Genomic DNA, 26815 nt, shown 5'->3' with positions numbered 1-26815 from the left:
AGAATGAAATTATCAGATTATGTAATGGAGTTTTTAGCTGAGAAGAATGTGAAAAATGTATTCATGCTGCCGGGTGGTGGTTGTATGCATTTGGTGGATTCTTTGGGAAAAAACAAGAAAATAGAATATATTTGCTGTCTGCATGAGCAGGCAGCAGCAATTGCGGCAGAAAGCTATGCTCAACACAAAAATGAGCTAGGTGCCGTACTTGTTACTACCGGACCGGGGGGAACAAATGCGATTACAGGGCTTACTGCGGCATGGATTGATTCTACTCCGGTTTTATTTATATCGGGGCAAGTAAAACGTAGTGATTTAATGGGATCCAGTGGTGTCCGTCAAATGGGACCACAGGAAGTGAATATTGTACCCGTAGTAGAATCATTAACAAAATATGCAAAGACGATTACTGAACCTAAACAAATTCGTTATGAAATGGAAAAAGCCTATCATTTAGCGATGACAGGCAGAAAAGGTCCGGTTTGGCTAGATATTCCACTAGATGTACAGGCTGCGGAAATAGATGTTGAATCGTTGGCTGCTTTTATTTCAGAGGACACTAATATGGGGGTTATTGAAGCAGCTGATATCAGTAAAATAACCAGCCTTATAAAGGCTGCAAAACGACCCTTAGTTTTAGTTGGAAATGGTGTTAAACTTGCTGGAGCTACTAATGAACTCAAGCAATTCATCCATAAAGCGCAAATCCCATTTTTACTTACATGGAAAACAATTGACATGTTTGGCTATGATGAGTCTAACTATTTTGGTTGCCCTGGTGGAATGGGTCATCGTTATGCAAATTTTATTTTGCAAAATTCTGATTTGTTAATCATTTTAGGCAGTCGCCTTGACTGTAGTTTGACTGCATTTAATCATGAAAATTTTGCTCCAAGAGCCAAAAAAATTATGATTGATATTGACGAACATGAAATTAATAAACTGCAAATGGAGTTTGAAGTTAAGTTAGTAGCGGATGTAAAAAGTGCTTTAAAAACAATCAACAAACAAACGATTCATACCGATAAAAAAGCACTGGGTGAATGGTTGAAGTATTGCAATAAAATGAAAGAAAAATATCCGGTTGTCAGACCAGAATATTATGAAGATAAAGATTATGTAAATGCCTATGCCTTTGTTGATGCACTTTGTAATCAATTAACTAAAGATGATGTGATTGTACCGGAAAGTTCGGGCGGAGCCGGCGAAATCACGTATCAGGCATTAAAAGTAAAACAGGGGCAGAGCATAAAAAATGCGGCAGGCTTAGGTTCCATGGGATTTGGGGTGCCATATGCGCTAGGCGCTTGTATCGCCAATGATAGAAAAAGGACGATTCTAATTAATGGTGATGGAGCATTTCAATTAAACATTCAAGAATTATCAACAATTGTCCAGCATAAGCTGCCGATTAAGATGTTTATTTGGAATAATGGCGGTTATGCTAGCATCATGGGAACACAACGAAACTTCTTTGATGGTAATTATGTTGCAAGTAATGCTGAAACAAAACTTTGCTTACCGAATATAACAAAAGTAGCACAGGCTTATGGATTTAAGACGTTCGCACTAGATAAAAGTCAAGCAATTCATGAGATAATTAATAAAGTTTTAACTACGGATGGTCCGGTACTATGTGAAGTAAGAATATCCCCAGAGCAAGTAGCAATGCCACGTGTAAAAGCGATGAAATTGACAAATGGGAATATGATATCTAAGCCATTGGAAGATATGTGGCCATATTTACCGAAATATGAAGTGGAGGAAAATATGTTATAAGGGATCTATGTGAATAGGGAAAGTATAAGAAAAAGTCATATTTAGGAGAGAAAAATGAACGATTATAAAAGCTTAACTATTAGCTTAATTTTAGAAAAATTTGATTTAATAAAAGAAGAAAAAGCTAATGAAAAAAGATTGTTGTTAAAAGAATCTTTAGAGGGAAAAAAACTGTGTTTATTTGGAACTGGACATCTTGGACATAGAGCGTATTTATTGTTAAAGACTCTTGGATATAAGGTGGAATACTTCTGTGATAATAACTCTATGAAGTGGGATCAAATTATTATTGATGATATTCTATGTATTTCCCCTGAAAGGCTGTCTGAGTTAGGAAATACATTTGTAGTTATATCGTTAGGTGATGTTGATAAAGTATATAATCAATTAGTTAAAATGGGAATAAAAGATACATGTAAACATTTATGTGAATATTTTTCATTGAACCAAAATGAAATATTTTCCTTTAATAAACAAAAGATCATTAATAATCTTTATGTATTATTTGATATTTTAGCTGATGATCAATCAAAAAAAATTATTTATTGGAAAATGAAAGCTTTGTTAAGTACTAAAGAGGAGCTCAAAGATATAAGCTATAGTGAAATATTTAGTGAGCAAATTTATATTCCAGGGGATATAATTGAGATAGATAATAACGCAGTTATAGTTGATTGTGGAGCATTTGATGGTGATACGTTAGAATATATTTCTTCTAATTTAGGTATAGATGGATTTAAGAATTATCTTTGTTTTGAATTAAATAAAGATAACTATCAAAAGTTAAGAGAGCGTGTAAATAATCATTTGAATGCTATTGCAGATAAAGTCGAACTTTATAATTTTGGAGTTTCGGATAAAAAAGAAAAAATTTTATATAACAATGATAGTAATGCTAGTAAAAAAACTTATGCGGGAACTATAGAAGGGCTTTTGTGTACATTAGATGCATTTTTGGAAGCAAGAAAAATTGATTACATAAAAATGGATATTGAAGGAAGTGAATTACTCGCGCTAAAAGGGGCAAAAAGATTAATAGAGAGAAATAAACCACAATTAGCAATTTGTCTATACCATCGAATTACCGATTTATGGAATGTTCCATTCTTGCTTCATGAATTTTGCTCAGAGTATAAAATATATATTCGACATCATTCATTAATGCAGAATGAAACGGTTTGTTATGCTGTAATACCTTAAGGAGAATACAGGATGAGAAAAAATATTTTATTGGTTATGCCAAAAGTGCCATATGCTTTAAATGATTGGAATATTCCACCAGTAGGTTTATTGTATATATCAGCTAGTTTAAAAAATAGAGGTTTTAACGTTTATACACTAAATCTTATGTTAGAAGATTTAGTGATGGAAGATGTCCTGAAAAAATATATTTTATCGAATAATATTGATATAATAGCGACTGGTGATTTAGTTGTTAATTATAGGGCGGTGAAAGATATTATTGATATTGCTAAAAAAATTTATCCTGAAATTATTACTATAATAGGTGGGGGGTTGGTAACACATTCTCCATTGGAAGCAATGAAAATTATTGATAATGCGGATTATGGAATTATAGGTGAAGGTGAAGATTCTATTTGCGAATTGATTGGAGCATTAGAAAATAATTTAGATATAAAAAATGTTAAAGGTGTTATTTATAATGATAATGGATATTTATATCAAACTCGGGAAAGTGAGCCAATTAAAGATTTAGATAAATTACCTTTTCCTGATTATGATGGATTTAATTATTTTCAAATAGCAAAAAGATTTTCAAGTAATCAAGATATTACAGCTGCTTTGACAACGAGTCGTTCTTGCCCATTTTCTTGTACCTTTTGTTCTTCCTCAGGAGGAAAAACATATCGTCAACGTTCCCTGAAAAATATTTTTAATGAATTGGATCTTTTGACTAATAAATATGGTGTAAATGAAGTTTTTCTGAATGATGAATTGTTTGCAGTCGATGCTAGACGGGTGGTTGAGTTTTGTGAAATGATAAAAACATACCATATAAAATGGTATGTTATGCTTAGAATAAGTAAACACATTCAAATAGATTTGTTGAAAAAAATGAATGAATGTGGTTGTATAGGCGTGTTTTATGGACTTGAAAGTGCGGATAATCAAATTTTAGAGAGTATGAGAAAAAAAATAACTGTAGAAGAAATGTCGCGAGTTTTAATTATTACTAAAGAGGCTGGATTAAAAATGCGTGGGGGCTTTATCTTTGGGGATACAAAAGAAACAATGACATCAGTGGAAAACACATTAAGTTGGATTAAGCAACATTTTGATTTATTAGAGAATGTAACATTATCTCCAATTGTTTTGTTCCCTGGATCAGAATTGTATAATAGAGCTGTTAAGACACAGCGCATTTCAAATTCAGAAGAGTTTATAAGGAATGGTTGTCCTTTAATTAACTCATCACAGTATTTAAGTAATGAAGAATATGATTTTATTGTTCATTATAAATTACCAGAATTTACTGCAGAGTTACGTAATAAAATTGCAGAATTATATCAAAAAAAATTGAACGAAAAAATTTTTGCTGATTTTAGTACAGGACAATATAGACATGTATTTACCTGTGAAAAATGTGAAAAAGAAAATTCGCGTATTTTATATTCTACAATGATGTTTCAAAGTCATTTTGTATGCCCCTATTGTAATGAGAAGTATGATTTTTTCCCAAATTATTTATATTTTAAAACTTATGAGAAAAGTATAACAGATTTTTTTAGAAAAAATAATGTTGCAATTTGGGGATGTGGAGAAACTTTACATAATTTATATGTATGTAATCAATATATTAAAAATAATGATATTCCCTTAATTGATGTTAATCCATATAAACAAAAACATGGATTTTATGGTAAGCATGTATATAGTCCGAATGATATAAAATTTTTAAATGTAGAAATAGTTATATTTTGTCTTGGTAATGTTAATTACGATAAAGTTAAAATAGACTTTGCAAAAAAATATCCATTAGTAAAGAATATTTACTGGATATACGATTATGAAATATCAGGGGGAAGAAACCATGAAATGGACTAGAAAAGGACATCAGTTTGATGAAGCCGCAGAAATAATATGCAATAAAAATACAGAATATTACATATGGGGAGCGGGAGAAACGGGAAATAGATTTTTAGAAAAAAATAAAAATCTATTTAAAATAAAAGGAATTATTGATAGCAATAAAGACTTAATTGGAGAAAGAATAGAAGATTTTGAAATTGTTTCTCCAGATATATTAGATAAAGAAAAAAATATAAAAATAATAATTACAGTCTTTTCACCAGCGTGTATTGAAGAAATAACGGAAAGGTTGGAAATATACGATAAGCGATTAAATGTAGATTATTTTTATTTTAGTTTATTTGAACGTGTTTATAATTTTTATACAGAAAATAAATTAAAGTTAGCGCAAACAGATATCATGATAACTAATATATGTACTTTATCATGTGAGAAATGTTTATTACAGATGCCTTTAATAAAAAAGAAAAAAATGTATAATTTGGAAGAGTTAAAGATTAATATAGATAAATTTTTTAAATATGTTGACTATGTTGATGAACTTCATATTGTTGGAGGAGAGCCACTAATACATAATAAAATAATTGATTTTATTATGTATATAAATGATAATTATTCAGATAGATTTCATGAAATGGATATAGTCAGTAATGCAACAATTGTACCTTCTCAGGAATTATTAAAAATTTTGAAAAAGTATAATATAACTTTTATTATCAGTAATTATTCTTTATCTGAAGCGTTTAATGAAAGACAAGAAATTATAACAATTAAAAAACTCTTATCTGAAAATAGTATTAATTTAAAAATTAGAGAACAAAAAGAATGGTTTGATTTTCAGGGGAATTATGTACAGGGAAAACTTGCAACCAAAGGGAAACTAAAAAGTTTATTTGACTTATGTCCTTGTGTTGGAAAAACAATTACGATACAGAATGAAAAAATATATCTTTGCTGTCGACAGGCTGCAGCAATAAATGGTGGATTGTTTTCGGATGCATCATATGATTATTTGGATATTAATAATTCTTATGATGATATGAAAAAATTATTGTTAGAATTTAGTTTATGCTGTACATTAAATGGATTCTTAGAATATTGTAAAACTTGTTATGATGTAAAACATATCTATAAGCGCATAGTTCCAGCGGCAAAACAATTACGATAGAGTGTGATAATTTTATGAAATATAATAATATAAATAAAGAATTGGATAATCTAGCTGAAATTCTATTAAATCCTCAACAAAATTTTTATATTTGGGGTGCAGGGATTGCTGGTAAGAATTTTTTACAGCATTTTAATTTATTAAAAATACATATAAAAGGCTTTATTGATTCCGATAAAGAAAAAATTGGAACGAGAATAGAAAATTTATATATTTACTCAGAAGATGTATTAAAAGAAGACATTAAAGCTATAATTATTGTTGCAACATTGGATTTTGTTGAAGAAATTGAAAAATCGCTAATTAAATTGGGAAAAGAGGAGAATAAAAGTTTTTTTTATAGTAATGTATTTTTAAGCATTTACAAAATGTATTCCGAAGAAAAGTTATATATGCATCATCTAAATGTGCATATAACTGATAGATGCACGTTAAAATGTCAGGATTGTTCCGTGTTTATGGGATGTCGAAATAATCCGCAGGACATAGGTTTAAATGAAATAAAATTAAATATAGATTTATATTTTCGATGGGTTGATTTTGTTCAAGAGCTTCATCTTATTGGTGGTGAGCCATTAATGAACCATGATTTAATAGAGATTGTAGAATATATAGGATCAAGGTATAGAAATAATATTTGTGAATTTGCTATAGCTACAAATGGAACGATTTTACCATCACAAGAGTTAATAAAAGTTTGTAGAAAATATAACGTATTTTTTACAATTAGTGATTATTCTCAGTCGAGTGTTTTTTATAAAAGAAATAAAGTAAATCAAATATGTAAATTATTAAATAATAATTATGTTTTTTATAGGCTATCGGACAAAAGTATATGGCTTGATTTTGGGAATCCTAAAAGGTGCTTACATTTGAATGAAAATATATTACGTGAGAAGTTTACTACATGTTTTTTTAGAAACAGAGTTATGTATAAGAATAAATTATATTATTGTCATAGACAAGTAGCAGCTATCTGGAGTAATTTAACAAATGATGATGAAGAGGCTTTTTTCAATATGGAGCATAATGTAAATAAAAGAACTCTAATGCAGTTTGATTTAGGTTACAACCAAAAAGGATATTTGGATTTTTGTAATTATTGTAATGGATATGAAAGAGTGAATAAGAATTTTATAAAAGCGGCTAAACAAATAGATTTAAAGGTGTTAAATTATGATTGACAAGGCGACAGAAGAACAAGAATATATTTTGTCTAATTTTAAAAAGAAATTTTCCAATAATTATGATATACCGATAATATTATATGGGCTTGGTATTAATACACAATACCTTTTAAAACATTTAAAACAATATAATATTATTGGTCTAATGGATGCGGAAAATAGTGGAAAGAAATTCTGGGGATATCCTGTATTAAGTATAGAAGAGGCTAGAGAAAAAGCAAAGGTTATTATTATTGTAGCAAGAAGAATGTTTCAAAAAATTATTTATAAAAGAATAAATAATTTGCAAAGTGATGGAATAGAAATTTGTAATTTAATAGAAATGGACTTCGAAATAGATAATAACCAAAAAGAATTTCAGCATAACTTGTATTGGAAAAAGAGCGAAGATGAATTAAAACAATTAATTTTGGACCATGATATAATTTCTTTTGATATTTTTGATACACTAATAATGAGAAAGGTACTTCGACCATATAATATTTTTGATATTGTAGAAAAAGAACTTAAAGATAAATTACATATAAATATACCATTTCGAGAATATCGGATTCAAGCTGAAGAGCTATTAAAAAAAAAGTGTGCAACACCTTCATATGGAGATATTTATAATAAATTCACTAACATGTTAAATATTGATAAAAAAACTAAAGGTGTAATTATGGATAAGGAATTTGAAGTTGAAATTACTTATGCTATTGCACGAACTAAAATGGTAGAAATGTTGGAATATGCGATAAATAATAATAAAAAAGTATATTTAACTTCAGACATGTATTTTAACCGAAGTCAAATAAAGATACTATTAAATTCATGTGGAATACATTCGTATACTGATATAATAGTATCATCAGAATATAAAATGACAAAAGAAGAAGGTAGTTTATATAATGTTCTAAGAAGAAATAAAGGGAAAATTATTCATATTGGCGATAATTTTCACATTGATTTTTTACAAGCAAAACGATATCAAATTAATGCATATTATATAATGAGTGCCTATGAGTTATTAATGAATTCCTCTATGAGTCATCTTTTATCAAATATTAATTCTATTTATGATAATATTATGGTAGGGCTATTTGTAGCAAAAAGCTTAAATAATCCTTTTGCGCTAAATAAAACAAGAGGATTTATAAGTATAGATTCAGCTATAGATCTAGGATATTGTTTTTATGGAGCTTTTACGTTTGTATTTATGCATTGGTTGATTAATCAAATCAATGATGAAGATGGAACTATATTATTTGCAGCTCGGGATGGATATCTAGTTTATCAATTATACAATTTACTAAGAAAAAAATTACATATAAAAAGGCTTCCTAAAGAAAAGTATTTTCTAACTTCAAGGCGCGCGGTGAGTGTGGCGACAATACATAATCGTCATGATATTGAAAGAATCATTGTAGAGACAGCATTAAATTGCACATTGGGTGATGTATTAAAAACTAAATTTGGAATTGATGCAATACCAGAAGATTCACATAAGAATCAAGTAATATCAACTACTGTAGAAAAAGATTATTTGCATCAATATGTTTTGAAGTATGAAACCGAAATTTTGGATAATTCAGAGTGGGAACGAGTAAATTATCAAAAATATCTTAATAGGGAAAATATTAATGTAAATAATAAGATATTTCTATTTGATTTGGTTAGCTCAGGAACAATACCTTTTTATGTAGAGAGATTATTAAATAAAAAAGTATCAGGAGTATGTTTTGCAACAACGAACTTACCTAATAGATATTTTAAGGATAATAAATATATAAAAAGTATGTTAGGAAATTATTTTTCATCAGATAAACAATGGAATTTTCTTAAGTATTATTTACTATGGGAAAGTATTTTTACTGCAGATACAGGACAACTGTTGCATTTTGACAATAATGGTATGCCGGTATATGTATTATCAAACTTAGCAAGAAAAAATTTCAAAGAGATTAAAAAGGTGCATAGTGGGATTATTGCTTATGTTAAGGATATTTTAGAATTGAATTTGAATTTGAAACAAAGTTACTGGAGTTATAAACTAGCTGATTTAATTTGGGGAGGGATAACGCCCCAATACTCTAAAATTTCAAATCAATTAAAATATATTTTTATATTTGAAAATGAATATGATAAAGTAAAGGAGCAATATATTTGGGATAGCTTATTTTAAGAATTTGAATTTGTTTCTTGCCAATGAGACTTATCGTCAATAAGATCTGGATTTGTTTGAGAATGTTCCCAAATCGTATTTTTTTTAAGAATAATAGCTGGATTTCCAGCTATTATGCAATTATTTGGAAAAGTTTTTTTGGTAATAACAGTATTAGCTCCAATAATACACCCATTTGCAATTAATGCACCACTTAAAATTGCAGATTTAATACCAATCCATACATGATGACCAATATAAATTTTTTTTGGTTTATTATTTAACCTTTTTTGGGTAGTTATATCGAAAATAGGATGACCATCGTTACAAATAATTGATACGTATAATGAGGTTTTTATAGAATTTCCGATGGATATTAATGAATTATATTTAACTAATGCAAAAAAGTCCTTTTGAATCGAAGCGTTATTTCCTATTTCTAATATTGAATGATCACTTGCTTTTAACTCACAATTTCGATCAGATATAAATGAATTTCCTAGTATTATTTTACTATTATTTTCAGCTGTTATAGTAGATGTAGAATGTAAATAACTTTTTTGTCCGATAATAATATGACTATTGTCAGTTATTTTTATTACGCCAGCTATGTTACTTTTTTCTTGAATTTCTATAGTGCTATTATTATAGAGAAAAATAAATTCGGCATTATTTATTTTTGCGTCATCTCTTATAATTAATGTATTATTATAACCAAAAAATTTTACTTGATTGTTTTCTACCGATCCATATATTTTATTTCCCATGGAATCAATATAATCATAAGACTTTTGCACAGAAATTGGTTTGTAAAAATATTGATAGTTTAAGAGATGATTATATTGATAGGAGTGCAATATGTTAACTAATTCATAAAAATGATTGTTAACCCCAATTAAAACATAATAAATATTTTTATTATGTTTTAAGATATCTGGTGAAAAAATAGATTTAGAAAAAAGTGTTTGTTTTTCATTTGCTGAATCTAAAAATCCATATATGTCTATTTTATACTTTTTAAAAAGTATGAAAATTCTTTGACCAACATCTCCTGTTCCCCAAATGAGAATTTTTTTATTTTTAAAATAGGATGATATAGTTAGTATACGAGCATTTTCATTATTATATTCCATATAAAATCTCCTAAATTATTATTTATGTATGAATATTTCTACATTATATATTTCACATCCTTTTATTTTAATTTTAAAAATAATATCATGAGAGGTGATATGATATGAATAAAAATATAGAAAACTTAATTTTAAATTTGTTAGATACTTGTATAGAAGCAGGAGAATATTTATATTCAAATTGCTTAAAATGCAGCAGTGATGAACTTATATTTCTTGGCAACAGCATGATTAGTGCTATTAGTAAAACAAAAGAATTTTTACACGACATGAAAGAAATTGATTCCCCAAAAATGGAAAATATATTTTTATATTGTGATAATATCGAATATTCAATAAGAAAGATTCAAAAAGAGGGGGATAATAGAGCGGCTATCTTACAATTAGAAATTTTACCATTATTTTACGAGCTAAAAGAAATATTAGACTTATATTATAACGTAATTCGCCATTCAGAAAATTGGGAGAAGTATCGTATTAAGCGTGAAAATAAATTTAGAGCTGCAATTCCATGTCTAGATATTGACGAAACTGAATATGAATATGAAGTTTCTATCGTTGTTAGAGCCTATAATAATTTGGCGTATACTAAAAAGGCGATTGAAAGTATTTTTAAGTATACAAATTTTAAAAAACTAAATGCGGAATTAATTACCATAAATAATGGATCTAATGATGGAACTGAAGAATATTTTAATAGTTTGCCACATACTAAAAAAATTAATTTGAAATATAATATTTTAGGAAATAATATTCAAAGATATAATGTTCAAGGAAAGTATGCTGTTTCATTTTCAAATGATGTTATTGCTACTTCAAATTGGTTGGAAAATTTATTGACTTGTATTAAATCAGATTCTAAAATTATAGCAGTTGTTCCAACTTGTAATCATGATGGAATTAGCAATGGACAGGGTATAATAGTTCCTTATAAAAACTCTTTTGAAGATATTAATAAAATAGATGAATTTGCAAAAGAATACAATAAGCAATCTCGCCCAGAATTATGGGAAGAGCGGTCGTTATTAATGCCGTTTATTTTAATGAGTAGGGTTAAATTTTTTCATGCGACAGATGGTATTGATGCTTTATATTTACAGCATGAATTTGTTGATGATGATTTATCTACTTCGTTACGTCGTGCGGGATTAAAACAAATTTTGGCAAAAGATACGTTTATGCATCATTTTGGTTCGGTAACTTTAGGGGATGGACAGCGAAAGCATAATTCTTTTAATAATATGCGTGAAGTTTATTATAAAAAATGGGGTGTGGATGCTTGGGATTCGAGATGCTATTTACCTGGGGTTGAACGATTATTAGAGTCTAGTTTGCCAAAGCAAAATCCTAAGTTGCTATTCATTGAACCAAGATTTGGCGGGGGTAGTTTGCAAATCAAAAACTGCTTAAAAAAACATGGGATTTTACCGGAGCAGACGGTAAGTATGGTGGTAGATCAACGTTATATTGAAGATGCTGTTCATATGTATGATGAAACGATTCGTGGAAATGACATTTATCAGATGCTAGATAAAGAAGAGAGGCTCTTCGATATTATTTCCATTGGGTGTTTATTACATGATTTAATTACAAAGGATGTCATAGAATTTTTAGAAAATTTATACAAAAGATTAACGATGCATGGAAAAATTATATTTTTAATAAAGAACTATCGCAGTGCAAAAGTTATTGTTGATTTGTTACAAAATAATATGCCTGGTGATTGTGGCTATAAAAATATTGGATTTACAGGAATTCATAGTGGTAGATTAATTGAAATGCTTGAAAAGCATAAGTTTTTGAATCAGTGTACCGTGGAACGCATAGGCAAACATACTCCGGAAGTGGATGCTATATTAAACATGGATAGTGCGTTTCATACTTTGCCAGATTCACAAAAAAAAGTGATTAGCGATGAATTCGGGACGGAAATGTATATGATTATGATAGAAAAAGTACTTTCTTGAATGGAGATATAGAAATAATTTTAGGAATTGAGGCTGAAATGACGAAAGAAGAAGAATTGCGCCAAAAAGTTTTGGCTGCAACGAAGGAATATTATACATATCAATATGATAAAAATAAATCTTTTTCTGATGGTGATCGAATTTCTTATGGTGGACGAGTTTTTGATGAGCAGGAACTTGTGAATTTAGTGGATGCTTCCTTAGATTTTTGGTTAACGACAGGACGATATTGTAAGGAGTTTGAAACGGAATTTGCAAAATTTCTTGATGTAAAATACTGTTCATTGACTAATTCAGGGTCATCCGCTAATTTATTAGCTTTCATGGCATTAACTTCTCCAAAGTTAGGAGACCGTAGCATCAAAAAAGGGGATGAAGTGATTACCGTTGCGGCGGGATTCCCAACAACAGTAGCACCGATTATTCAATATGGTGCAATTCCGGTGTTTGTGGATATAGAGCTGCCATCTTATAATATTGATGTACGTATGTTAGAAAAAGCATTGTCTGATAAGACAAAAGCTGTGATGATTGCACATACATTAGGAAATCCGTTTGATTTGCAGGCGGTAAAGGATTTTTGCGATATGCATCAATTGTGGTTGATTGAGGATAATTGTGATGCTTTAGGAAGTCGCTACCAATATAATGGGACATGGAAATATACGGGGACAATCGGTGATATTGGTACGTCTAGTTTTTATCCACCGCATCATATGACGATGGGCGAAGGGGGAGCTGTATATACGAACAATCTTCAATTAAAGCGAATTGTCGAATCATTTCGCGATTGGGGGCGTGACTGCTGGTGTCCATCGGGCAATGATGATACTTGTAAGCATCGTTTTTCACAGCAATTTGGTGAGTTGCCTAGGGGATACGACCATAAATATGTATACTCACATTTTGGCTACAATTTAAAAGTTACGGAAATGCAAGCGGCAATCGGTTGTGCGCAATTGCGTAAATTGCCTGAATTTATCAAGAAAAGACGCGAGAATTGGCAAAGATTATATGATGGATTGTGTGATTTGGATAAGTATTTTATCTTGCCGCAACCAATAAAGAATGCGAAGCCAAGTTGGTTTGGCTTTTTGTTAACTGTACAAGAAGGTGCTGGCTTTTCGCGCGAAGCGATTGTTACTTATTTAGAAAAACAAGGAATTCAGACGAGAATGTTGTTTGCAGGAAATTTGTTAAAGCATCCATGCTTTGATGAAATGCGTCAGCAGCAGCGTGATTATCGGGTTGTTGGCGGATTGGAGAATACGGATAAAGTGATGCATCAGACGTTTTGGATTGGCGTATATCCGGGAATGACGGATGCGATGATTGACTTTATGGTTACAAAAATTCGGGAATTTACTAAAAATAGAGGAAGAAGCTAAAAAACGAGCTTGAGTGAAAGAAGCATTCACTTAAGCTCGTTTTGTTTACCATATTTTCCAAGGGGCTTTATTCGATTCCCACAGCTTTTCTAAGATTGCTTTATCGCGTTGGGTGTCCATACATTGCCAGAATCCATGATGTTTAAAGGCTTGCAATTTTCCTTCTTGGGCGATTGTTTCCAGAGGCTGGCGTTCGAAGATGAGTGATTCATCTTCGGATAAGTAGTTGAAAATTTTCGGTTCGACGACCATGAAGCCACCGTTGATCCAGCCCCCATCTTCTTTGGCTTTTTCAACGAATTTTTTGATGGTTGTAGTTTCATTATTTATATCTAATACGCCAAATCTGCCACCGGGCTGAATCGCTGTCATGGTAACGATTGGTCGATGCTGTTGATGATGGGCTAATAACGCAGTCATATCTACATCACTGACGCCATCGCCATAAGTAAGCAGGAATGGTTCATTGCCAACATACTTTTGCACCTTTTTGATACGGCCGCCGGTTTGTGTATGGTACCCTGTATCGACAAGTGTTACTTTCCATGGTTCAGCGATGTTATTATGAATGATCATTTTGTTTTCAGCTGTAAAATCAAAGGTAATATCGGAAGTGTGCAGATAATAGTCGGCGAAATATTCTTTGATCATATAGCCTTTATAACCCAAACAAATAATAAACTCATTGAAGCCATAATGACTATATAACTTCATGATATGCCAAAGAATAGGATTGCCGCCGATTTCAATCATCGGTTTTGGTCGCAGGTGAGATTCTTCACTAATTCGGGTGCCAAGTCCACCGGCTAAAATAACTACTTTCATATCCAAATCGCGCCTTTCATATTTAAAATATTATATCGGATTATGTTAGAGTGTATTTTCGACAAAAGTGTATAGATATCCTGTTGTACAAAAGGTTCATTTTTTCTTACGGTTAAATGTGATAAAATAAAGAAAATAGAAAATGAGGTCGCAAAATGATAAATAAAAGTTTTTGGCATGATAAACGAGTTTTTTTAACAGGTCATACAGGATTTAAAGGAAGTTGGCTTAGTTTATGGCTGAGTATGCTCGGGGCAAGAGTTACAGGGTATGCATTAGCGGCAAATACTACACCTAGTTTATTTGAGTTAGCGCGGGTGGAACATGTCATCCATCAGTCGGTGCTTGGCGATATTAATGATTTAGCAAATTTGGAATTAGCGATGCAGCAAGCGAGACCGGATATCGTGATACATATGGCTGCACAAGCATTGGTTCGGGATTCTTATGTAAATCCACTTGAAACCTACCAAACGAATGTGATGGGAACGGCAAATGTTTTGGAGTGCGTAAGACGCACTCCATCAGCAAAGGCTGTAGTTGTAGTTACAACGGATAAATGTTATGAAAATAAAGAATGGTGTTGGGGGTATCGTGAAAATGATACGTTGGGGGGATATGACCCGTATTCAAATAGTAAAGCGTGTGCGGAATTGGTAGTCTCCTCCTATCGTCAGTCTTTTTTGCAAAATGAAGGGATTGCTGTAGCGACTGTTAGGGCAGGAAATGTAATTGGTGGCGGTGATTGGGCAAGGGATAGGATTGTACCGGATTGTTTACGTGCAATAGAAGCTGAACAAGTAATTTCGATTCGCAGTCCGCAGGCAATCCGTCCATGGCAGCACGTGTTAGAACCGTTGAATGGCTATTTGATGTTAGCAGAAAGATTATATAAAATTGGAAACGAGTGGGCGGAAGGTTGGAATTTTGGCCCGAATGATTGTGATGTTCGGACGGTTGGCGAGCTAGTCAGGAGATTGGGAGAAAAGTTAAATTTCTCGTATGCGTTTAATCCGGTAGATGAATTGCATGAGGCACAATGTTTACGCCTAGACTCAAGTAAGGCAAAGTCGCGTTTAAAGTGGGAACCGAAAATGAATTTTGTTGAGGCGTTGGATTGGATTGTTGATTGGTACAATGCGTATCAAGACAAGCAAAATATGCAAGAATTTGCATATGAACAGATTCGGTGCTTTATGAAAAAGTGATGGGAGAAGGCTATGCAGGAAATAGATGAATTGTTAGCATTGATGCAAGCTGGAGCTGTATATGGGCGCGAGGTTCTTACTCATCAGACGAAGATGTTGATTTGGCAGGGAATCTTGAGGGATAGCAAGGAAGCTCTGCGTGTCATTGAACAACATAATCGTAGTAACTTCGATAAAAAAATTGTAAAGATATATGCGTTTTTATACGATACATATAATGAGTTGTTATTTTTAAGCGAGCAAGAGAATGCTCAAAAAGCATGTGAGGTTGCGGAAGATAAACTTGTCCCGGTATTAAATTTATTAAAAAGAATGTTACATTCGGCAAAAACGGATAGCAATGTTTTATGGGAAGAAGCGAATGCTGCACTTACTAAACGAGAGTTTAATGTTGCATTAGGTGCACTTTATTGCCTCTTGATTGTCGGTGATGGTGAGGCAGATGTTTTTTATCTATTGGCTTATGTATATTGGCAGTTAGAAGAATATGAGGAAACAGTTCATTATGCTGAGAAAGCGATAGAAGGGCAATCCCAATATGATGCAGAAGCTTATAGGTTATTGGGATTGGGGCAACGCGCTAGATTTCACTATCGCTTGGCGATTCGTGCGCTAGAAAAATCAAATGCTATCGTTTGTGGTGAGCTGAAACTTGGGGGAAAAAGTGACTTTATTGGGCAGAATGCATTGATTTTGGGGCAAATGTATCTGACCGTGGGTGAGATTGCACAAGCGATGACTGCCTATCATTTGGCTAGTCAAATTTTTTCTGAAGAAAAGGCACGGCGTGATGCATTTAGTTCTTATCTTGTGTGCTTGCATTATCGGGAGAATTTATCAAGGGAAGAATTGCTAAGAGAGCATAAACGTTATGCTGCTTATTTTTCAAATGTGCAACAGTATGCGCACCATTGTAAATCACAGCGAAGGAAAATCCGGATTGGCTATATTTCCCCGGATTTTCGTCGTCATGTAATGTTTCAATTTTACTTTCCTTTATTGGTTGATTACAATCGTAATTTATTTGAAGTTATTTGTTATTCATTAGGAAATGAGGACTCATTTACGGAAACTCTGAAAGAAAAGGTTGATTTATGGCGTAATGTAAATGGAATGTGCGCCGATAAATGTGCCGCAATTATCTATAAGGATGAAGTTGATATATTATTTGATTTGGCAGGGCATTCGGCAGATACTGGACTTGCTGTTTTGGCGTATAAACCGGCTCCGATACAGATTTCAGGTCTAGGGTATTTTGATACAACGGGATTGGGTTCAGTGGACTATTTCTTAACGGATCATTATGTAGATACGAATGTGGATAAACGGTATTTCGTAGAAAAATTGTTATGGATGCCACAAAGTCATTTTTGTTATTGTAAGCGTGAAGATGCGCCAAATGTTACAGAAGCGCCATATAAGAAAAATAACTTTATTACGTTTGGCTGTTTCAATAAGTACGCGAAGATTACCGACGTTTGCATAACTGTATGGAGTAAAATTTTGTCACAAGTTCCTGAATCCCGCCTTATATTAAAAAGCATGATTTATCTTGATCCTTCTATTGTCGCGGAAGCGCAGACACGAATGATACAAGCAGGTATTGATATAAAACGGGTAGAGTTTCGTCCAGCGAATGAAAGCTATATGAAGGAATATCTGGATATAGATATTGCTTTAGATACTTTTCCGTATCCTGGGGGAGGAACTACTTGTGATGCTTTGTATATGGGAGTCCCGACTATTGTTATGGAAGGGAAGAGGCATGGCGCACGATTTGGCAAGGGCATCCTTCATAATGTTGGGGTGCCAGAATTGGTAGCAAAAGATGCAAGTGAATATATAGAAAAAGCAGTCATCTTGTCTAGAGATACGGAATTAATTGATTTACTTCATAAAAATTTGCGTGTAATGATGGAAAAATCTCCGCTAATGGATAGAGCATTATATATGAAGGATATTGAGGATTTGTATCAACGTATCATTGAGATGAGATTATTAGGAAAAGAGAAGGAATGAGGCAGAAATTATGGGAAAAAGAAGTAAGAGTATGAAAAGAAAGTCACAGATAAATAAACAAGTCGCGGTAAATGAAGAAATTAAACAGGATAGCATAATGTTAACTGATGAAGTTATTACGTTGCAAAAGGTAGCTAAAAATGCGAAAGAAAATGGTAAATATAATGATGCATTACAAGCTTTAGTAGAGCTATTGCAAATAAATTATGTGACAATTGAGGTTTTATATGAAATTGCAGAAATTTATTATTTAACTGGTGATTATAATCGAACTATTATGTGGATTCAAAATGTATTGAATAAGAATGCTGCATATAAAGCGGCTTTGTTATTGTCGATTAAAGTGGAAATCTTACGAGATAAAATGGAAGATGCATTAGGTAGCTTAAATAAATTGATTCTGTTACAAAAAGAAAATTTTGAAGATGAGTATGAAGAAAAGATTCAAGATATATTTAAGTTTTCATTCTTGGAACTGGATGAGCGGGTTTTACAAGCAAAGTATCCTGTGATATGGGAATATATTAATAAAGAAACCATAAATAGACAGATTTCTAATGAAGATAATATTGAAGTGTTTAAAGACACTATTGAAGAAGAAAATGACGAAATAAAAAAATCTATGTGCTCTTCTAAAAACCAGAAAACTTTAGATATAGAAGTTGTACAAAAATCTGTTATGGAAAAAAATATTTCTTTGATGGACAAGGTAACGTTGTGTCATACTTTAGCGCAGGATTATTTTTTGGAGGGAAATTTAAAATTGTCACTTGGAATGCTGAATTTGGCAATGGCAATTGATAATAAAAATGACTTAACAATAAAGAATCTTGGCAGTGTATTTATTGAAATGGGTGATACAGATTCAGCCTTGGCATGTTTTAAGAAAGTAAAAGAAAAGGATATTATGGTCGCTAAAATAATGAGAGATTTGCAACAATAAATAGGTGAAAGAGCGGTAATAAATTATGGCGATACCTAAAACAGAAAAAAAAAATCTAATGGAATTGGTTTATGCCGGAATTTATGATCAAGGGATACAAAAAGCTGAAACATTGTTAAAGCTGTATGGAAATGATAGCGAAATTTTTGGCGTACTATCGGGGATTTATATCGAACTTGGCAATGCGGATTTGGCTGAGCAATATGCAAAGCAAGCAATAAAGTTAGATCCATTATATGTATTTGCTTATTTCTTACTTGCGAGGGCTGACTATCTACGGGGGAATTTAGACTGTGCAGTAATCAAAATAAAACGATTTTTGCAAAACTATGATGGGCAGATATCGGAAGAAGTATTAGCAATTTCTTACAATTTATTAGCGCATATCGAGAAAATTTTCGGCAATATAATAAATAGTCTTGATCATTGGTTAATAGCTAGTCGATGTGGTGTAAATGAGTCACAAAAGTTGGAGAATTATAGTAATTATTTGTTTACGCTTAACTATTTGCCGGAAAAACATAACGAAGAAATTTTTGCTAACCATAAAAAGTATAACGAATGGTTTCATCATATTGAGCCATATAAGCATTCGGTGATTCATCATCATCCTAAAATACGAATTGGCTATATTTCGCCGGATTTTAGATATCATGTGGTGGTTTTCTTTATTTATCAATTGTTAGCTCGCTATGACAAGAATATATTTGAGGTGTATTGCTATGCAAAATGCAGTGAAGATGATACCAGTCAACAATTAAAATCTTTCGTTGATCAATGGAGAAATGTTCAAGGAATGACGGATCAAGGAGTAGCAAAAATTATCTATCAGGATGAAATTGATATATTAGTTGATTTCTCTGGACATACGCAAAATAATTGTTTGCCTATATTAGCTTATAAACCGGCACCGATACAAATAAGTGGGATTGGCTATTTTAACACAACTGGACTTACAGCAATCGACTATTTCTTAACGGATGTAAATGTTGATCCGATAGGTCAAAATGATGCATTGTTTACAGAAAAACTTTTACGATTACCTCATACACATTTTTGTTATACAGCACCATCAACGATGCCGGAATTTGGTGAGGCACCAGTTTTAAAAAATGGGTATATTACGTTTGGAAGTTTCAATAACTTTACAAAGGTTACAGATGAGATGCTGGCTATTTGGTATACTATTATGCGCCAAGTGCCAAATTCGAAATTGATATTAAAAAATAGTATTTTTGATAATGAAGATGGTAAAAAAATAGCAATTCAAAGATTAAAACATGCGGGATTTTCAGAAAATCAATTAGATTTGCGTGCGAATACACGGACGTATTTACATGAATATCATGATGTTGATATTGCACTTGATACTTATCCATATCCTGGCGGTGGAACTACTTGTGAAGCTTTATATATGGGCGTTCCGGTTATAACTTTATGTGGTAGCAGGCATGGTGCGAGATTTGGTTATAGTTTGTTAAAAAATATCGGACTTGAAGAGTTGGTAGCGTATACGAAAGAGGAATATATAGAAAAAGCAGTAGGGCTGGCAAATGATATTGAATTGGTAGTCGGGCTACATGAGAATTTACGCAATATCATGGTAAAATCTAATTTAATGAATGGGGATTTATATATTTCTGATATTGAAAGTGCATATTACCAGATATGGGAAGTATATACTGATGATTTTTGTCAGAACGTGATTGACAAAGCACTTATTTTATGGAAAATGGGAGATATAGAAGCTGCATTGGAAAAGGTATTGAATTTGTATGCTACATATGCTAATAAAGCTAATGTGGTTTATACGCTAGCCTCCCTATTACATAAAGTGAATGAGGGGCATGCAGCAATTAATGTTTTAAAACAGTTTAATGGAGTGAATGAAGACGTTACCAATTTATTGAAAAAATTGATGCAATGCAGGCAGCAAGATCAAGAATCTGAAAAAAAAATTGCTTTTATTACGTGTGTGAATAATGATGCGATGTATCAAGAGGTACTCACTATGTTAAAAGAGCTTGAAATTCCGGAAGGATATACTGTGGAATATATTGCTGTACACGAAGCCACATCCATGGCAGGTGGCTATAATAGGGGGATGTCTAGTACGGATGCAAAATATAAAATATATTTACACCAAGATTTATTTATTCTCAATAAGGGATTTTTGAAGGATATATTGGAAGTGTTCAAAAAGGATGATTATATTGGGATCATTGGTGTAGCAGGTGCAAAATCATTACCACCGAATATGGTATGGTGGAATAGCAAAGAAGTTTTTGGTAAAATAATTCATATGGATACTGATGCTTTGGGAGATATCTATGAAAGCCAATGGCAGGAGGTCTATGCTGATTATGAGGAAGTAATAGCTGTTGATGGATGTATTTTAGCAACACAATATGATATAAAGTGGCGGGAAGATATTTTTACCGGCTGGGATTTTTATGATATTTCACAATGCTTTGAAGCTGCTAAAATTGGTTATAAAGTAGTAGTTCCAAAACAAAGCGAGGCTTGGTGCGCACATGCTTCATCAGGGCATACTCTTCCAGCAGCATATGCTATGTATGCCGAAGTGTTAAAAAAAGAATATTTGAGCCGCTAACCTATTTTAAGTCTTTATAGTAACTGGATTTGTATAAGAAATAAAAAAGAAAATTTCATGACAATAAGTTTTAAAATAATATATGTAAATCATCTAGCGGAAAATTTAAAATACTTTTGTATAAATAGAATAGCGATGCTATAATATTAATAGGAGTTTACAATAAATGGGGTGCTTTTATGGATACAATGTCGATTGCGACGATGTCGGTTGGAATGAGTAATCAAAAGGTAGCGCAAGATATGGGTACTTCAGTGCTAAAGATGGCAATGGGGAGTGCGGAAAGCACTGCGGATATGTTGAATAGCGTTATGGCTGAACAACATGCAGCGCAGCCGTATCTTGGCTCTAATCTTGATATTATTGCGTAATAAAAATACCGTTTGCATCGGCAGACGGTATTTTTTTGCCTTTAATCTATAAATTGCAAATAAAACTTATTTTGTGTATAGTAATAAATAATTAAAGGTAATTGTAAAAAATTATTTTTGTATTAAATTTGTTTTAACAGAAAAAATAAAAGTATTATAAATAGCTGGAGGAATTGTTTTGGCGGAGTTTACGGAAGAATTTATGGAAAAAATGGAGCAGTTTTATGAGAATGATCCATTTATTCATGTAATTGATATGTCACTTGTGAATATCGAAGATGGACAAGTGACGCTAGGGATGCCGATTACCGAGAAGCATACGAATGCACATGGAATTGCACATGGTGGGGTATTAATGTCACTTGCGGATACTGCGATGGGAGCATCGTGTATGAGTGTAAATAAAAAAGTAGTAACAATGGATTTGAATATCAACTTTATTAAGGCGGCTAAACTTGGGGAAAATGTGATTGCAGTTGCTGAGGTTTTACACAATGGAGGAAAGACGATGGTTTCTGAGGCAAAGATTCTAAGTGAAAAAGGAGACCTATGTGCAAAAGCGCGAGGAACATTCTTTGTGATTGATAATTTTGTCAAATAGATTGCTGTATACAGAAAAAAATCTTGCTTTTTTTGTAGGAAAAATTTATACTTATGATTAAGAACAATTTGCTTAGGTCCGTGGTTGGAAGTCGATGCCAGTTGCAGGCAAAACGATCCACGTAAGGAGTCCAAAGAGGCTCTGATCATGGTGCAGCTTAGAGGTAAGACCTGCCGGGATTTATTTGTACATAATTGATGTGATACCCGAGAGATTTAGTAGTGAGGGAAGGACTTTCTAGTAGCGAACTTTCCAGCAGGCGAGTGTGGGGTCAAAAACCAGGTCGGCTAGGCATATTCTTAAAACTCAAAAGGTGAGGGGATTTTTTTAATGGCTTTCGAGGATAAAACTCTTCAATGTAAAGACTGCGGAAAAGATTTTATTTTCAGCGCAGGTGAACAAGAATTCTACGCAGAAAAAGGGTTCGAAAACGAACCAGTACGTTGTCGCGACTGCCGCGATTCTAGAAGACGTAACCGTGATGGTGGCGAATCTAGACCACAACGTGAAATGTACGATGTTGTTTGCGCTAACTGTGGCGTAACTACTCAAGTACCATTCCAACCACGCAATGATCGTCCTGTTTATTGTCGTGATTGCTTCAATGCTCAACGCCAATAAATAATTATATATTGATGTTGTGTCCCTTAGGCCCGGAGTAAAATCCGGGCTTTGAGTGTTTGTTGGATGTTTTTTAAGAAATTATTATCAAATATATTATTATTAGGAGGTTTTTTTATGTCAAGAAAGTTAATATCTCTTTTGATGCTTAGTGTTTTTGTTGTTATGGCTTTAGTAACAGGTTGTGGATCAGATACGAAAAAGAGTGATGCAAAAGTTTTAAGAATTGGGACAAATGCAGATTTTGCTCCGTTTGAATTCCAAGATGTTGATGGAAAAGAATACGTTGGTTTTGATATGGATCTAGCCAGAGCAATTGCAAAAGAAATGGGTTATCAAGCAGATATTCAAAATGTAAATTTTGATGGTTTAATTCCTGCGCTTGAAGCTGGTAATATTGATATGATTATTAGTGGAATGACAGTTACAGAAGAACGTAAACAAAAAGTAGCGTTTTCAAAACCTTATTACCAATCAGGTTTAACATTTGTTGTTAGAAATGAAAACGATACAATTAAAAGTTTTAAAGATTTAGAAGGAAAAACAATTGCAGTTCAAATTGGAACGACTGGTGCAAATAAAGCAAGAGAAATTAAAGATGCTACGGTAAAAGAATTTAACAGCTCTGCAGATACTTTCTTAGAATTAAAAGCTGGTGGTGTAGATGCAGTTGTAAATGATAGACCTGTAAATGATTATTTCCTAGCACAAGGTGGAACTAAAGACGCAAAAACTTTCCCTGAAATCCTAACAGCTGAAGATTATGGAATCGCAATTTCTAAGAAAAATCCTGAACTTGCAAAACAAATTGATGAAGCATTAGAAAAATTACAGGCAAATGGTGAATACGATAAAATTTTTGAAAAATGGTTCGGTAAGCAAGTAAAATAACTGCTAAATATTAAATAAATTTTATTGTTAATGAACTTTCAAAAGCTTATAGATTATGTCTTTGGAGGTGTATTTATGTCAAAAAGATTACTTGCATTGACTACTTTAGCGATGTTTTCTTTATCTGTTTTGCTTTTTGGTTGTGGACAGAGTAAACAAATTACAAAAGCAAGCACTGAGACGGTAATAAAGGTTGGTTCGGAAACAACGTTTGCTCCATTTGAGTTTCAAGATGAGCAAACGAAAGAATATGTCGGATTTGATATTGATTTGATGCAGGCGATCGGTGCCAAAATGGGCGTAAAAGTAGAGATTGCCAGCATGGGCTTTGATGGCTTGATTCCGGCATTAAATGCCGGAAATATTGATGCTGCGATTTCTGGTATGACGATTACAGAAGAACGCAAGCAAAAAGTAGCGTTTTCTGATCCCTATTATCAATCTGGTTTATCTATGGTTGTAAAATTGGACAATGACTCAATACATAGTTTTAAAGACTTAGAAGGAAAACGAATTGCAGTTCAGATCGGTACAACTGGAGCTGAAGCGGCTAAGAAAGTTTCAAATGCGACAGTTCGTGAATATAACAATGCGCCAGAAGCTTTTATGGAATTAAAAGCTGGTGGTGTTGATGTTGTAATTAATGATAAGCCTGTAAATGATTATTATCTAGCGCAAGATGCAGCAAAAGAAGCGAAAGCAGTGACAGAAACTTTGACTTCGGAAGATTATGGAATTGCTTTTGATAAAAACAATACAGAGCTTGTAGCAAAAGTTAACAAGGCATTAGCTGAATTAAAGGCAAATGGTGAGTACGATAAAATCTATCAAAAATGGTTTGCTCAAAAGTAAAATACATAAAATGAAAAGGGGTTGCATAGTACTGCAACCCCTTTCGCATGCATATCTTGAGAGAGTTTTTATGCATATGTGTAAATAGTAGAGAGTTTTGGAGCATTTTAAGGTAAAGTAGAGAGAAAATCTTTTATTAAGCCTTGAATAAAAGATCTATAGCCACTTTTTTCGTTGACACGTTTTCTCCTTTTTACTATAATCATTAGTATGAATATACAAGAATGGTTAGTAATTATGAATTGTTAGGATGGATATGTATGGATTTTAATTTTTCCTTGGTGGCAAATTCAATGCCATTATTATTAGAAGGTGCAATAGTAACGATAAAAATCACGCTAATTAGTGTTGGGTTAGGTTTGTTTATCGGCTTATTTGCGGGAATTGCACGATTAGCACAGTTTTGGCCGATAAGGACGCTGGCGGCAGTTTATGTTGACTTTATTCGTGGAACGCCACTCTTAGTGCAGATTTTTATTATGTATTTTGCATTACCGATAATTACTGGTATGAGGGTTGATCCGTTTATTGCTGCGATTACTGCTTGTAGTATTAATAGTGGTGCTTATGTTGCAGAAATTTTTCGGGCTGGGATTGAGTCAATTGATAAAGGTCAGATGGAGGCAGGACGTTCACTTGGGATGAGTTGGGGGCAGACGATGCGTTATATTATTGTACCGCAGGCCTTTAAACGTGTTATTCCACCACTTGGCAACGAGTTTATTGCGATGTTAAAAGATTCTTCACTAGTTTCAGTTATCGGATTTGAAGAGCTTACACGTCGTGGGCAGCTAATTATTGCGCGTACATATGGTTCGTTGGAAATTTGGATTAGTGTAGCTTTTATTTATTTGATTATGACACTTACTATTTCCCGCTTAGTTGCGTATTTGGAGCGGAGGTACAAAATAGATGATAAGTATTAAAAATTTGCATAAAGCTTTTGGTAAGATTGAAGTTTTAAAAGGTATTAATGTAGAAATAGAAGAAAAAGAAGTCGTTGTTATTATCGGACCAAGTGGCTCCGGGAAAAGTACGTTATTGCGTTGCATTAATTATTTGGAGCAGCCGACAGATGGCGAAATTATTGTGGACGGAATTCCGTTGAGCAATGAATCAAATATCAATAAAGTTCGTACTGAAGTAGGGATGGTTTTTCAACGCTTTAATTTATTTGGACATATGACGGTGATGGAAAATATTACATTAGCACCGATGAAAGTAAGAATGATTTCCAAAGAGGAAGCGAAAGAAACTGCATTGAGTCTGCTTAGAAAAGTCGGGCTTGAAGATAAAGCGAATGCATACCCATCTCAATTATCTGGAGGCCAGCAACAACGTGTAGCAATTGCTAGAGCACTGGCGATGAAGCCTAAAATTATGCTTTTCGATGAACCTACTTCTGCGCTTGATCCAGAGATGGTAAACGAGGTGCTTGATGTTATGAAGAGCCTTGCAAAAGAGGGGATGACAATGGTCGTAGTTACTCACGAAATGGGATTTGCTCGTGAGGTTGGTGACAGGGTGCTTTTTGTCGATGAAGGTAAAATTGTTGAAGAAGGATCTCCGAAAGCGATTTTTGAATCGCCACAAGAGGAACGGACAAAAACATTTTTATCAAAAATCCTTTAAACACAAGGTTTTTGAGGTTGACAAATAGTTCCATCATGGATATAATGGATAACGTGGTCATCGAGTTCGATGTGCCAGTTTATTTCTAGGAGGAATTTCATAATGATTGGTAAAGTTAAATGGTTTAGCGCAGAAAAAGGTTACGGATTTATTGAAAGAGAAGATGGTGGCGATGTTTTCGTACATTTTTCCGCTATTCAAGATGAAGGATTTAAAACTCTAGCTGAAGGTCAAGGCGTTGAGTTTGAAATCGTTGATGGCGCACGTGGACCACAAGCTTCTAACGTTACAAAAACAGCTTAATAAATAGAATTATTTTTCCCGGCTTATGAAAGTAGGCCGGGTTTTATATTTTATGAAAACAATTTGTAGTTTAATCATGCGGAAGTCTTTATGTTGTATTTATTCCTTGTCCTAAATTC

Annotated in this window: 22 protein-coding genes; 20 read left to right on the top strand and 2 right to left on the bottom strand. The window is 32.8% G+C overall.

From position 1 onward, the window contains the following. Positions 1-3 precede the first annotated feature (3 nt). The 6 genes from ACWZFG_RS04480 to ACWZFG_RS04455 are packed head-to-tail and all read left to right on the top strand — an operon-like array spanning position 4 to position 9349. Positions 4-1779, top strand: coding sequence for a thiamine pyrophosphate-binding protein (locus ACWZFG_RS04480; protein ID WP_455577165.1), 1776 nt, complete (start codon positions 4-6; stop codon positions 1777-1779). A gap of 54 nt (positions 1780-1833) precedes the next feature. After that, positions 1834-2979, top strand: a complete 1146-nt coding sequence (locus tag ACWZFG_RS04475; protein ID WP_455577164.1) for an FkbM family methyltransferase — start codon at positions 1834-1836, stop codon at positions 2977-2979. Between the two features lie 12 nt (positions 2980-2991). After that, positions 2992-4845: a B12-binding domain-containing radical SAM protein gene (locus ACWZFG_RS04470; RefSeq protein ID WP_455577163.1), complete on the top strand. Its 1854-nt coding sequence runs from the start codon at positions 2992-2994 to the stop codon at positions 4843-4845. Next, entirely contained in the window at positions 4832-5998 is a 1167-nt protein-coding gene (locus ACWZFG_RS04465; RefSeq protein WP_455577162.1) for a radical SAM protein, read from the top strand. The genes ACWZFG_RS04470 and ACWZFG_RS04465 overlap by 14 nt, the downstream gene beginning before the upstream one ends. Before the next feature lie 14 nt (positions 5999-6012). Continuing rightward, positions 6013-7182, top strand: a complete 1170-nt coding sequence (locus ACWZFG_RS04460) for a radical SAM protein (protein WP_455577161.1) — start codon at positions 6013-6015, stop codon at positions 7180-7182. Continuing rightward, positions 7175-9349, top strand: a complete 2175-nt coding sequence (locus ACWZFG_RS04455) for a hypothetical protein (RefSeq protein ID WP_455577160.1) — start codon at positions 7175-7177, stop codon at positions 9347-9349. The genes ACWZFG_RS04460 and ACWZFG_RS04455 overlap by 8 nt, the downstream gene beginning before the upstream one ends. On the opposite strand, the gene ACWZFG_RS04450 is transcribed toward ACWZFG_RS04455, so the two are convergent. After that, positions 9346-10461 carry an acyltransferase gene (locus ACWZFG_RS04450; protein ID WP_455577159.1) on the bottom strand — a complete coding sequence of 372 codons (1116 nt, stop codon included), beginning with the start codon at positions 10459-10461 and terminating at the stop codon, positions 9346-9348. The two genes, ACWZFG_RS04455 and ACWZFG_RS04450, sit on opposite strands and share 4 nt — an antisense overlap. Positions 10462-10565: 104 nt before the next feature. On the opposite strand from ACWZFG_RS04450, the gene ACWZFG_RS04445 reads away from it, so the two are divergent. After that, positions 10566-12428, top strand: a complete 1863-nt coding sequence (locus ACWZFG_RS04445; protein ID WP_455577158.1) for a glycosyltransferase family 2 protein — start codon at positions 10566-10568, stop codon at positions 12426-12428. A 38-nt stretch (positions 12429-12466) separates the two neighbouring features. Beyond that, positions 12467-13816: a lipopolysaccharide biosynthesis protein RfbH gene (rfbH, locus tag ACWZFG_RS04440; RefSeq protein ID WP_455577187.1), complete on the top strand. Its 1350-nt coding sequence runs from the start codon at positions 12467-12469 to the stop codon at positions 13814-13816. A gap of 45 nt (positions 13817-13861) precedes the next feature. Here the strand turns inward: rfbH and rfbF are convergent, their stop codons facing one another. Further along, positions 13862-14641 (bottom strand): glucose-1-phosphate cytidylyltransferase, encoded by a 780-nt coding sequence (rfbF, locus tag ACWZFG_RS04435; protein ID WP_455577157.1) that lies wholly within the window; start codon positions 14639-14641, stop codon positions 13862-13864. A gap of 155 nt (positions 14642-14796) precedes the next feature. Here rfbF and rfbG point away from each other — a divergent pair, with 155 nt between their 5' ends. The 12 genes from rfbG (at position 14797) to ACWZFG_RS04375 (ending at position 26696) form a co-directional block, all read left to right on the top strand. Then, positions 14797-15849 (top strand): CDP-glucose 4,6-dehydratase, encoded by a 1053-nt coding sequence (gene rfbG / locus ACWZFG_RS04430; protein WP_455577156.1) that lies wholly within the window; start codon positions 14797-14799, stop codon positions 15847-15849. Positions 15850-15861: 12 nt separating this feature from the next. Then, the gene (locus ACWZFG_RS04425) at positions 15862-17868 is read left to right on the top strand and encodes an O-linked N-acetylglucosamine transferase, SPINDLY family protein (RefSeq protein WP_455577155.1); all 2007 of its coding nucleotides are present in this window, start codon (positions 15862-15864) and stop codon (positions 17866-17868) included. 10 nt (positions 17869-17878) lie between these two features. Next, positions 17879-18811 carry a tetratricopeptide repeat protein gene (locus ACWZFG_RS04420; protein ID WP_455577154.1) on the top strand — a complete coding sequence of 311 codons (933 nt, stop codon included), beginning with the start codon at positions 17879-17881 and terminating at the stop codon, positions 18809-18811. Positions 18812-18836: 25 nt separating this feature from the next. Further along, positions 18837-21425, top strand: coding sequence for a glycosyltransferase (locus tag ACWZFG_RS04415; RefSeq protein ID WP_455577153.1), 2589 nt, complete (start codon positions 18837-18839; stop codon positions 21423-21425). Between the two features lie 179 nt (positions 21426-21604). Beyond that, positions 21605-21796 (top strand): YjfB family protein, encoded by a 192-nt coding sequence (locus ACWZFG_RS04410; RefSeq protein ID WP_455577152.1) that lies wholly within the window; start codon positions 21605-21607, stop codon positions 21794-21796. Between the two features lie 178 nt (positions 21797-21974). Beyond that, positions 21975-22397, top strand: coding sequence for a PaaI family thioesterase (locus ACWZFG_RS04405; protein ID WP_455577151.1), 423 nt, complete (start codon positions 21975-21977; stop codon positions 22395-22397). 330 nt (positions 22398-22727) lie between these two features. Next, the gene (locus ACWZFG_RS04400) at positions 22728-23018 is read left to right on the top strand and encodes a zinc-ribbon domain containing protein (protein ID WP_147670151.1); all 291 of its coding nucleotides are present in this window, start codon (positions 22728-22730) and stop codon (positions 23016-23018) included. A 117-nt stretch (positions 23019-23135) separates the two neighbouring features. After that, positions 23136-23909, top strand: coding sequence for a basic amino acid ABC transporter substrate-binding protein (locus ACWZFG_RS04395; protein WP_455577150.1), 774 nt, complete (start codon positions 23136-23138; stop codon positions 23907-23909). Between the two features lie 75 nt (positions 23910-23984). Continuing rightward, positions 23985-24761 carry a basic amino acid ABC transporter substrate-binding protein gene (locus tag ACWZFG_RS04390; RefSeq protein ID WP_455577149.1) on the top strand — a complete coding sequence of 259 codons (777 nt, stop codon included), beginning with the start codon at positions 23985-23987 and terminating at the stop codon, positions 24759-24761. A gap of 260 nt (positions 24762-25021) precedes the next feature. Further along, positions 25022-25687 carry an amino acid ABC transporter permease gene (locus ACWZFG_RS04385; RefSeq protein WP_147670148.1) on the top strand — a complete coding sequence of 222 codons (666 nt, stop codon included), beginning with the start codon at positions 25022-25024 and terminating at the stop codon, positions 25685-25687. Then, positions 25674-26393, top strand: a complete 720-nt coding sequence (locus ACWZFG_RS04380) for an amino acid ABC transporter ATP-binding protein (protein ID WP_147670147.1) — start codon at positions 25674-25676, stop codon at positions 26391-26393. Before ACWZFG_RS04385 ends, ACWZFG_RS04380 begins: the two co-directional genes overlap by 14 nt. 102 nt (positions 26394-26495) lie before the next feature. After that, positions 26496-26696, top strand: a complete 201-nt coding sequence (locus ACWZFG_RS04375; protein ID WP_147670146.1) for a cold shock domain-containing protein — start codon at positions 26496-26498, stop codon at positions 26694-26696. Positions 26697-26815: the final 119 nt, after the last annotated feature.

This window comes from Anaerosinus sp. (assembly GCF_965318445.1).
This window is presented reverse-complemented; position numbering and strand designations above follow the sequence as displayed.

What these genes read in the sequence shown, in the direction of transcription:
- ACWZFG_RS04480 (WP_455577165.1), top strand. Translation starts at nt 4, where the DNA reads ATGAAATTATCAGATTATGTAATGGAGTTTTTAGCTGAGAAGAATGTG.
- ACWZFG_RS04475 (WP_455577164.1), top strand. Translation starts at nt 1,834, where the DNA reads ATGAACGATTATAAAAGCTTAACTATTAGCTTAATTTTAGAAAAATTT.
- ACWZFG_RS04470 (WP_455577163.1), top strand. Translation starts at nt 2,992, where the DNA reads ATGAGAAAAAATATTTTATTGGTTATGCCAAAAGTGCCATATGCTTTA.
- ACWZFG_RS04465 (WP_455577162.1), top strand. Translation starts at nt 4,832, where the DNA reads ATGAAATGGACTAGAAAAGGACATCAGTTTGATGAAGCCGCAGAAATA.
- ACWZFG_RS04460 (WP_455577161.1), top strand. Translation starts at nt 6,013, where the DNA reads ATGAAATATAATAATATAAATAAAGAATTGGATAATCTAGCTGAAATT.
- ACWZFG_RS04455 (WP_455577160.1), top strand. Translation starts at nt 7,175, where the DNA reads ATGATTGACAAGGCGACAGAAGAACAAGAATATATTTTGTCTAATTTT.
- ACWZFG_RS04450 (WP_455577159.1), bottom strand. Translation starts at nt 10,461, where the DNA reads ATGGAATATAATAATGAAAATGCTCGTATACTAACTATATCATCCTAT.
- ACWZFG_RS04445 (WP_455577158.1), top strand. Translation starts at nt 10,566, where the DNA reads ATGAATAAAAATATAGAAAACTTAATTTTAAATTTGTTAGATACTTGT.
- rfbH (WP_455577187.1), top strand. Translation starts at nt 12,467, where the DNA reads ATGACGAAAGAAGAAGAATTGCGCCAAAAAGTTTTGGCTGCAACGAAG.
- rfbF (WP_455577157.1), bottom strand. Translation starts at nt 14,641, where the DNA reads ATGAAAGTAGTTATTTTAGCCGGTGGACTTGGCACCCGAATTAGTGAA.
- rfbG (WP_455577156.1), top strand. Translation starts at nt 14,797, where the DNA reads ATGATAAATAAAAGTTTTTGGCATGATAAACGAGTTTTTTTAACAGGT.
- ACWZFG_RS04425 (WP_455577155.1), top strand. Translation starts at nt 15,862, where the DNA reads ATGCAGGAAATAGATGAATTGTTAGCATTGATGCAAGCTGGAGCTGTA.
- ACWZFG_RS04420 (WP_455577154.1), top strand. Translation starts at nt 17,879, where the DNA reads ATGGGAAAAAGAAGTAAGAGTATGAAAAGAAAGTCACAGATAAATAAA.
- ACWZFG_RS04415 (WP_455577153.1), top strand. Translation starts at nt 18,837, where the DNA reads ATGGCGATACCTAAAACAGAAAAAAAAAATCTAATGGAATTGGTTTAT.
- ACWZFG_RS04410 (WP_455577152.1), top strand. Translation starts at nt 21,605, where the DNA reads ATGGATACAATGTCGATTGCGACGATGTCGGTTGGAATGAGTAATCAA.
- ACWZFG_RS04400 (WP_147670151.1), top strand. Translation starts at nt 22,728, where the DNA reads ATGGCTTTCGAGGATAAAACTCTTCAATGTAAAGACTGCGGAAAAGAT.
- ACWZFG_RS04395 (WP_455577150.1), top strand. Translation starts at nt 23,136, where the DNA reads ATGTCAAGAAAGTTAATATCTCTTTTGATGCTTAGTGTTTTTGTTGTT.
- ACWZFG_RS04390 (WP_455577149.1), top strand. Translation starts at nt 23,985, where the DNA reads ATGTCAAAAAGATTACTTGCATTGACTACTTTAGCGATGTTTTCTTTA.
- ACWZFG_RS04385 (WP_147670148.1), top strand. Translation starts at nt 25,022, where the DNA reads ATGGATTTTAATTTTTCCTTGGTGGCAAATTCAATGCCATTATTATTA.
- ACWZFG_RS04380 (WP_147670147.1), top strand. Translation starts at nt 25,674, where the DNA reads ATGATAAGTATTAAAAATTTGCATAAAGCTTTTGGTAAGATTGAAGTT.
- ACWZFG_RS04375 (WP_147670146.1), top strand. Translation starts at nt 26,496, where the DNA reads ATGATTGGTAAAGTTAAATGGTTTAGCGCAGAAAAAGGTTACGGATTT.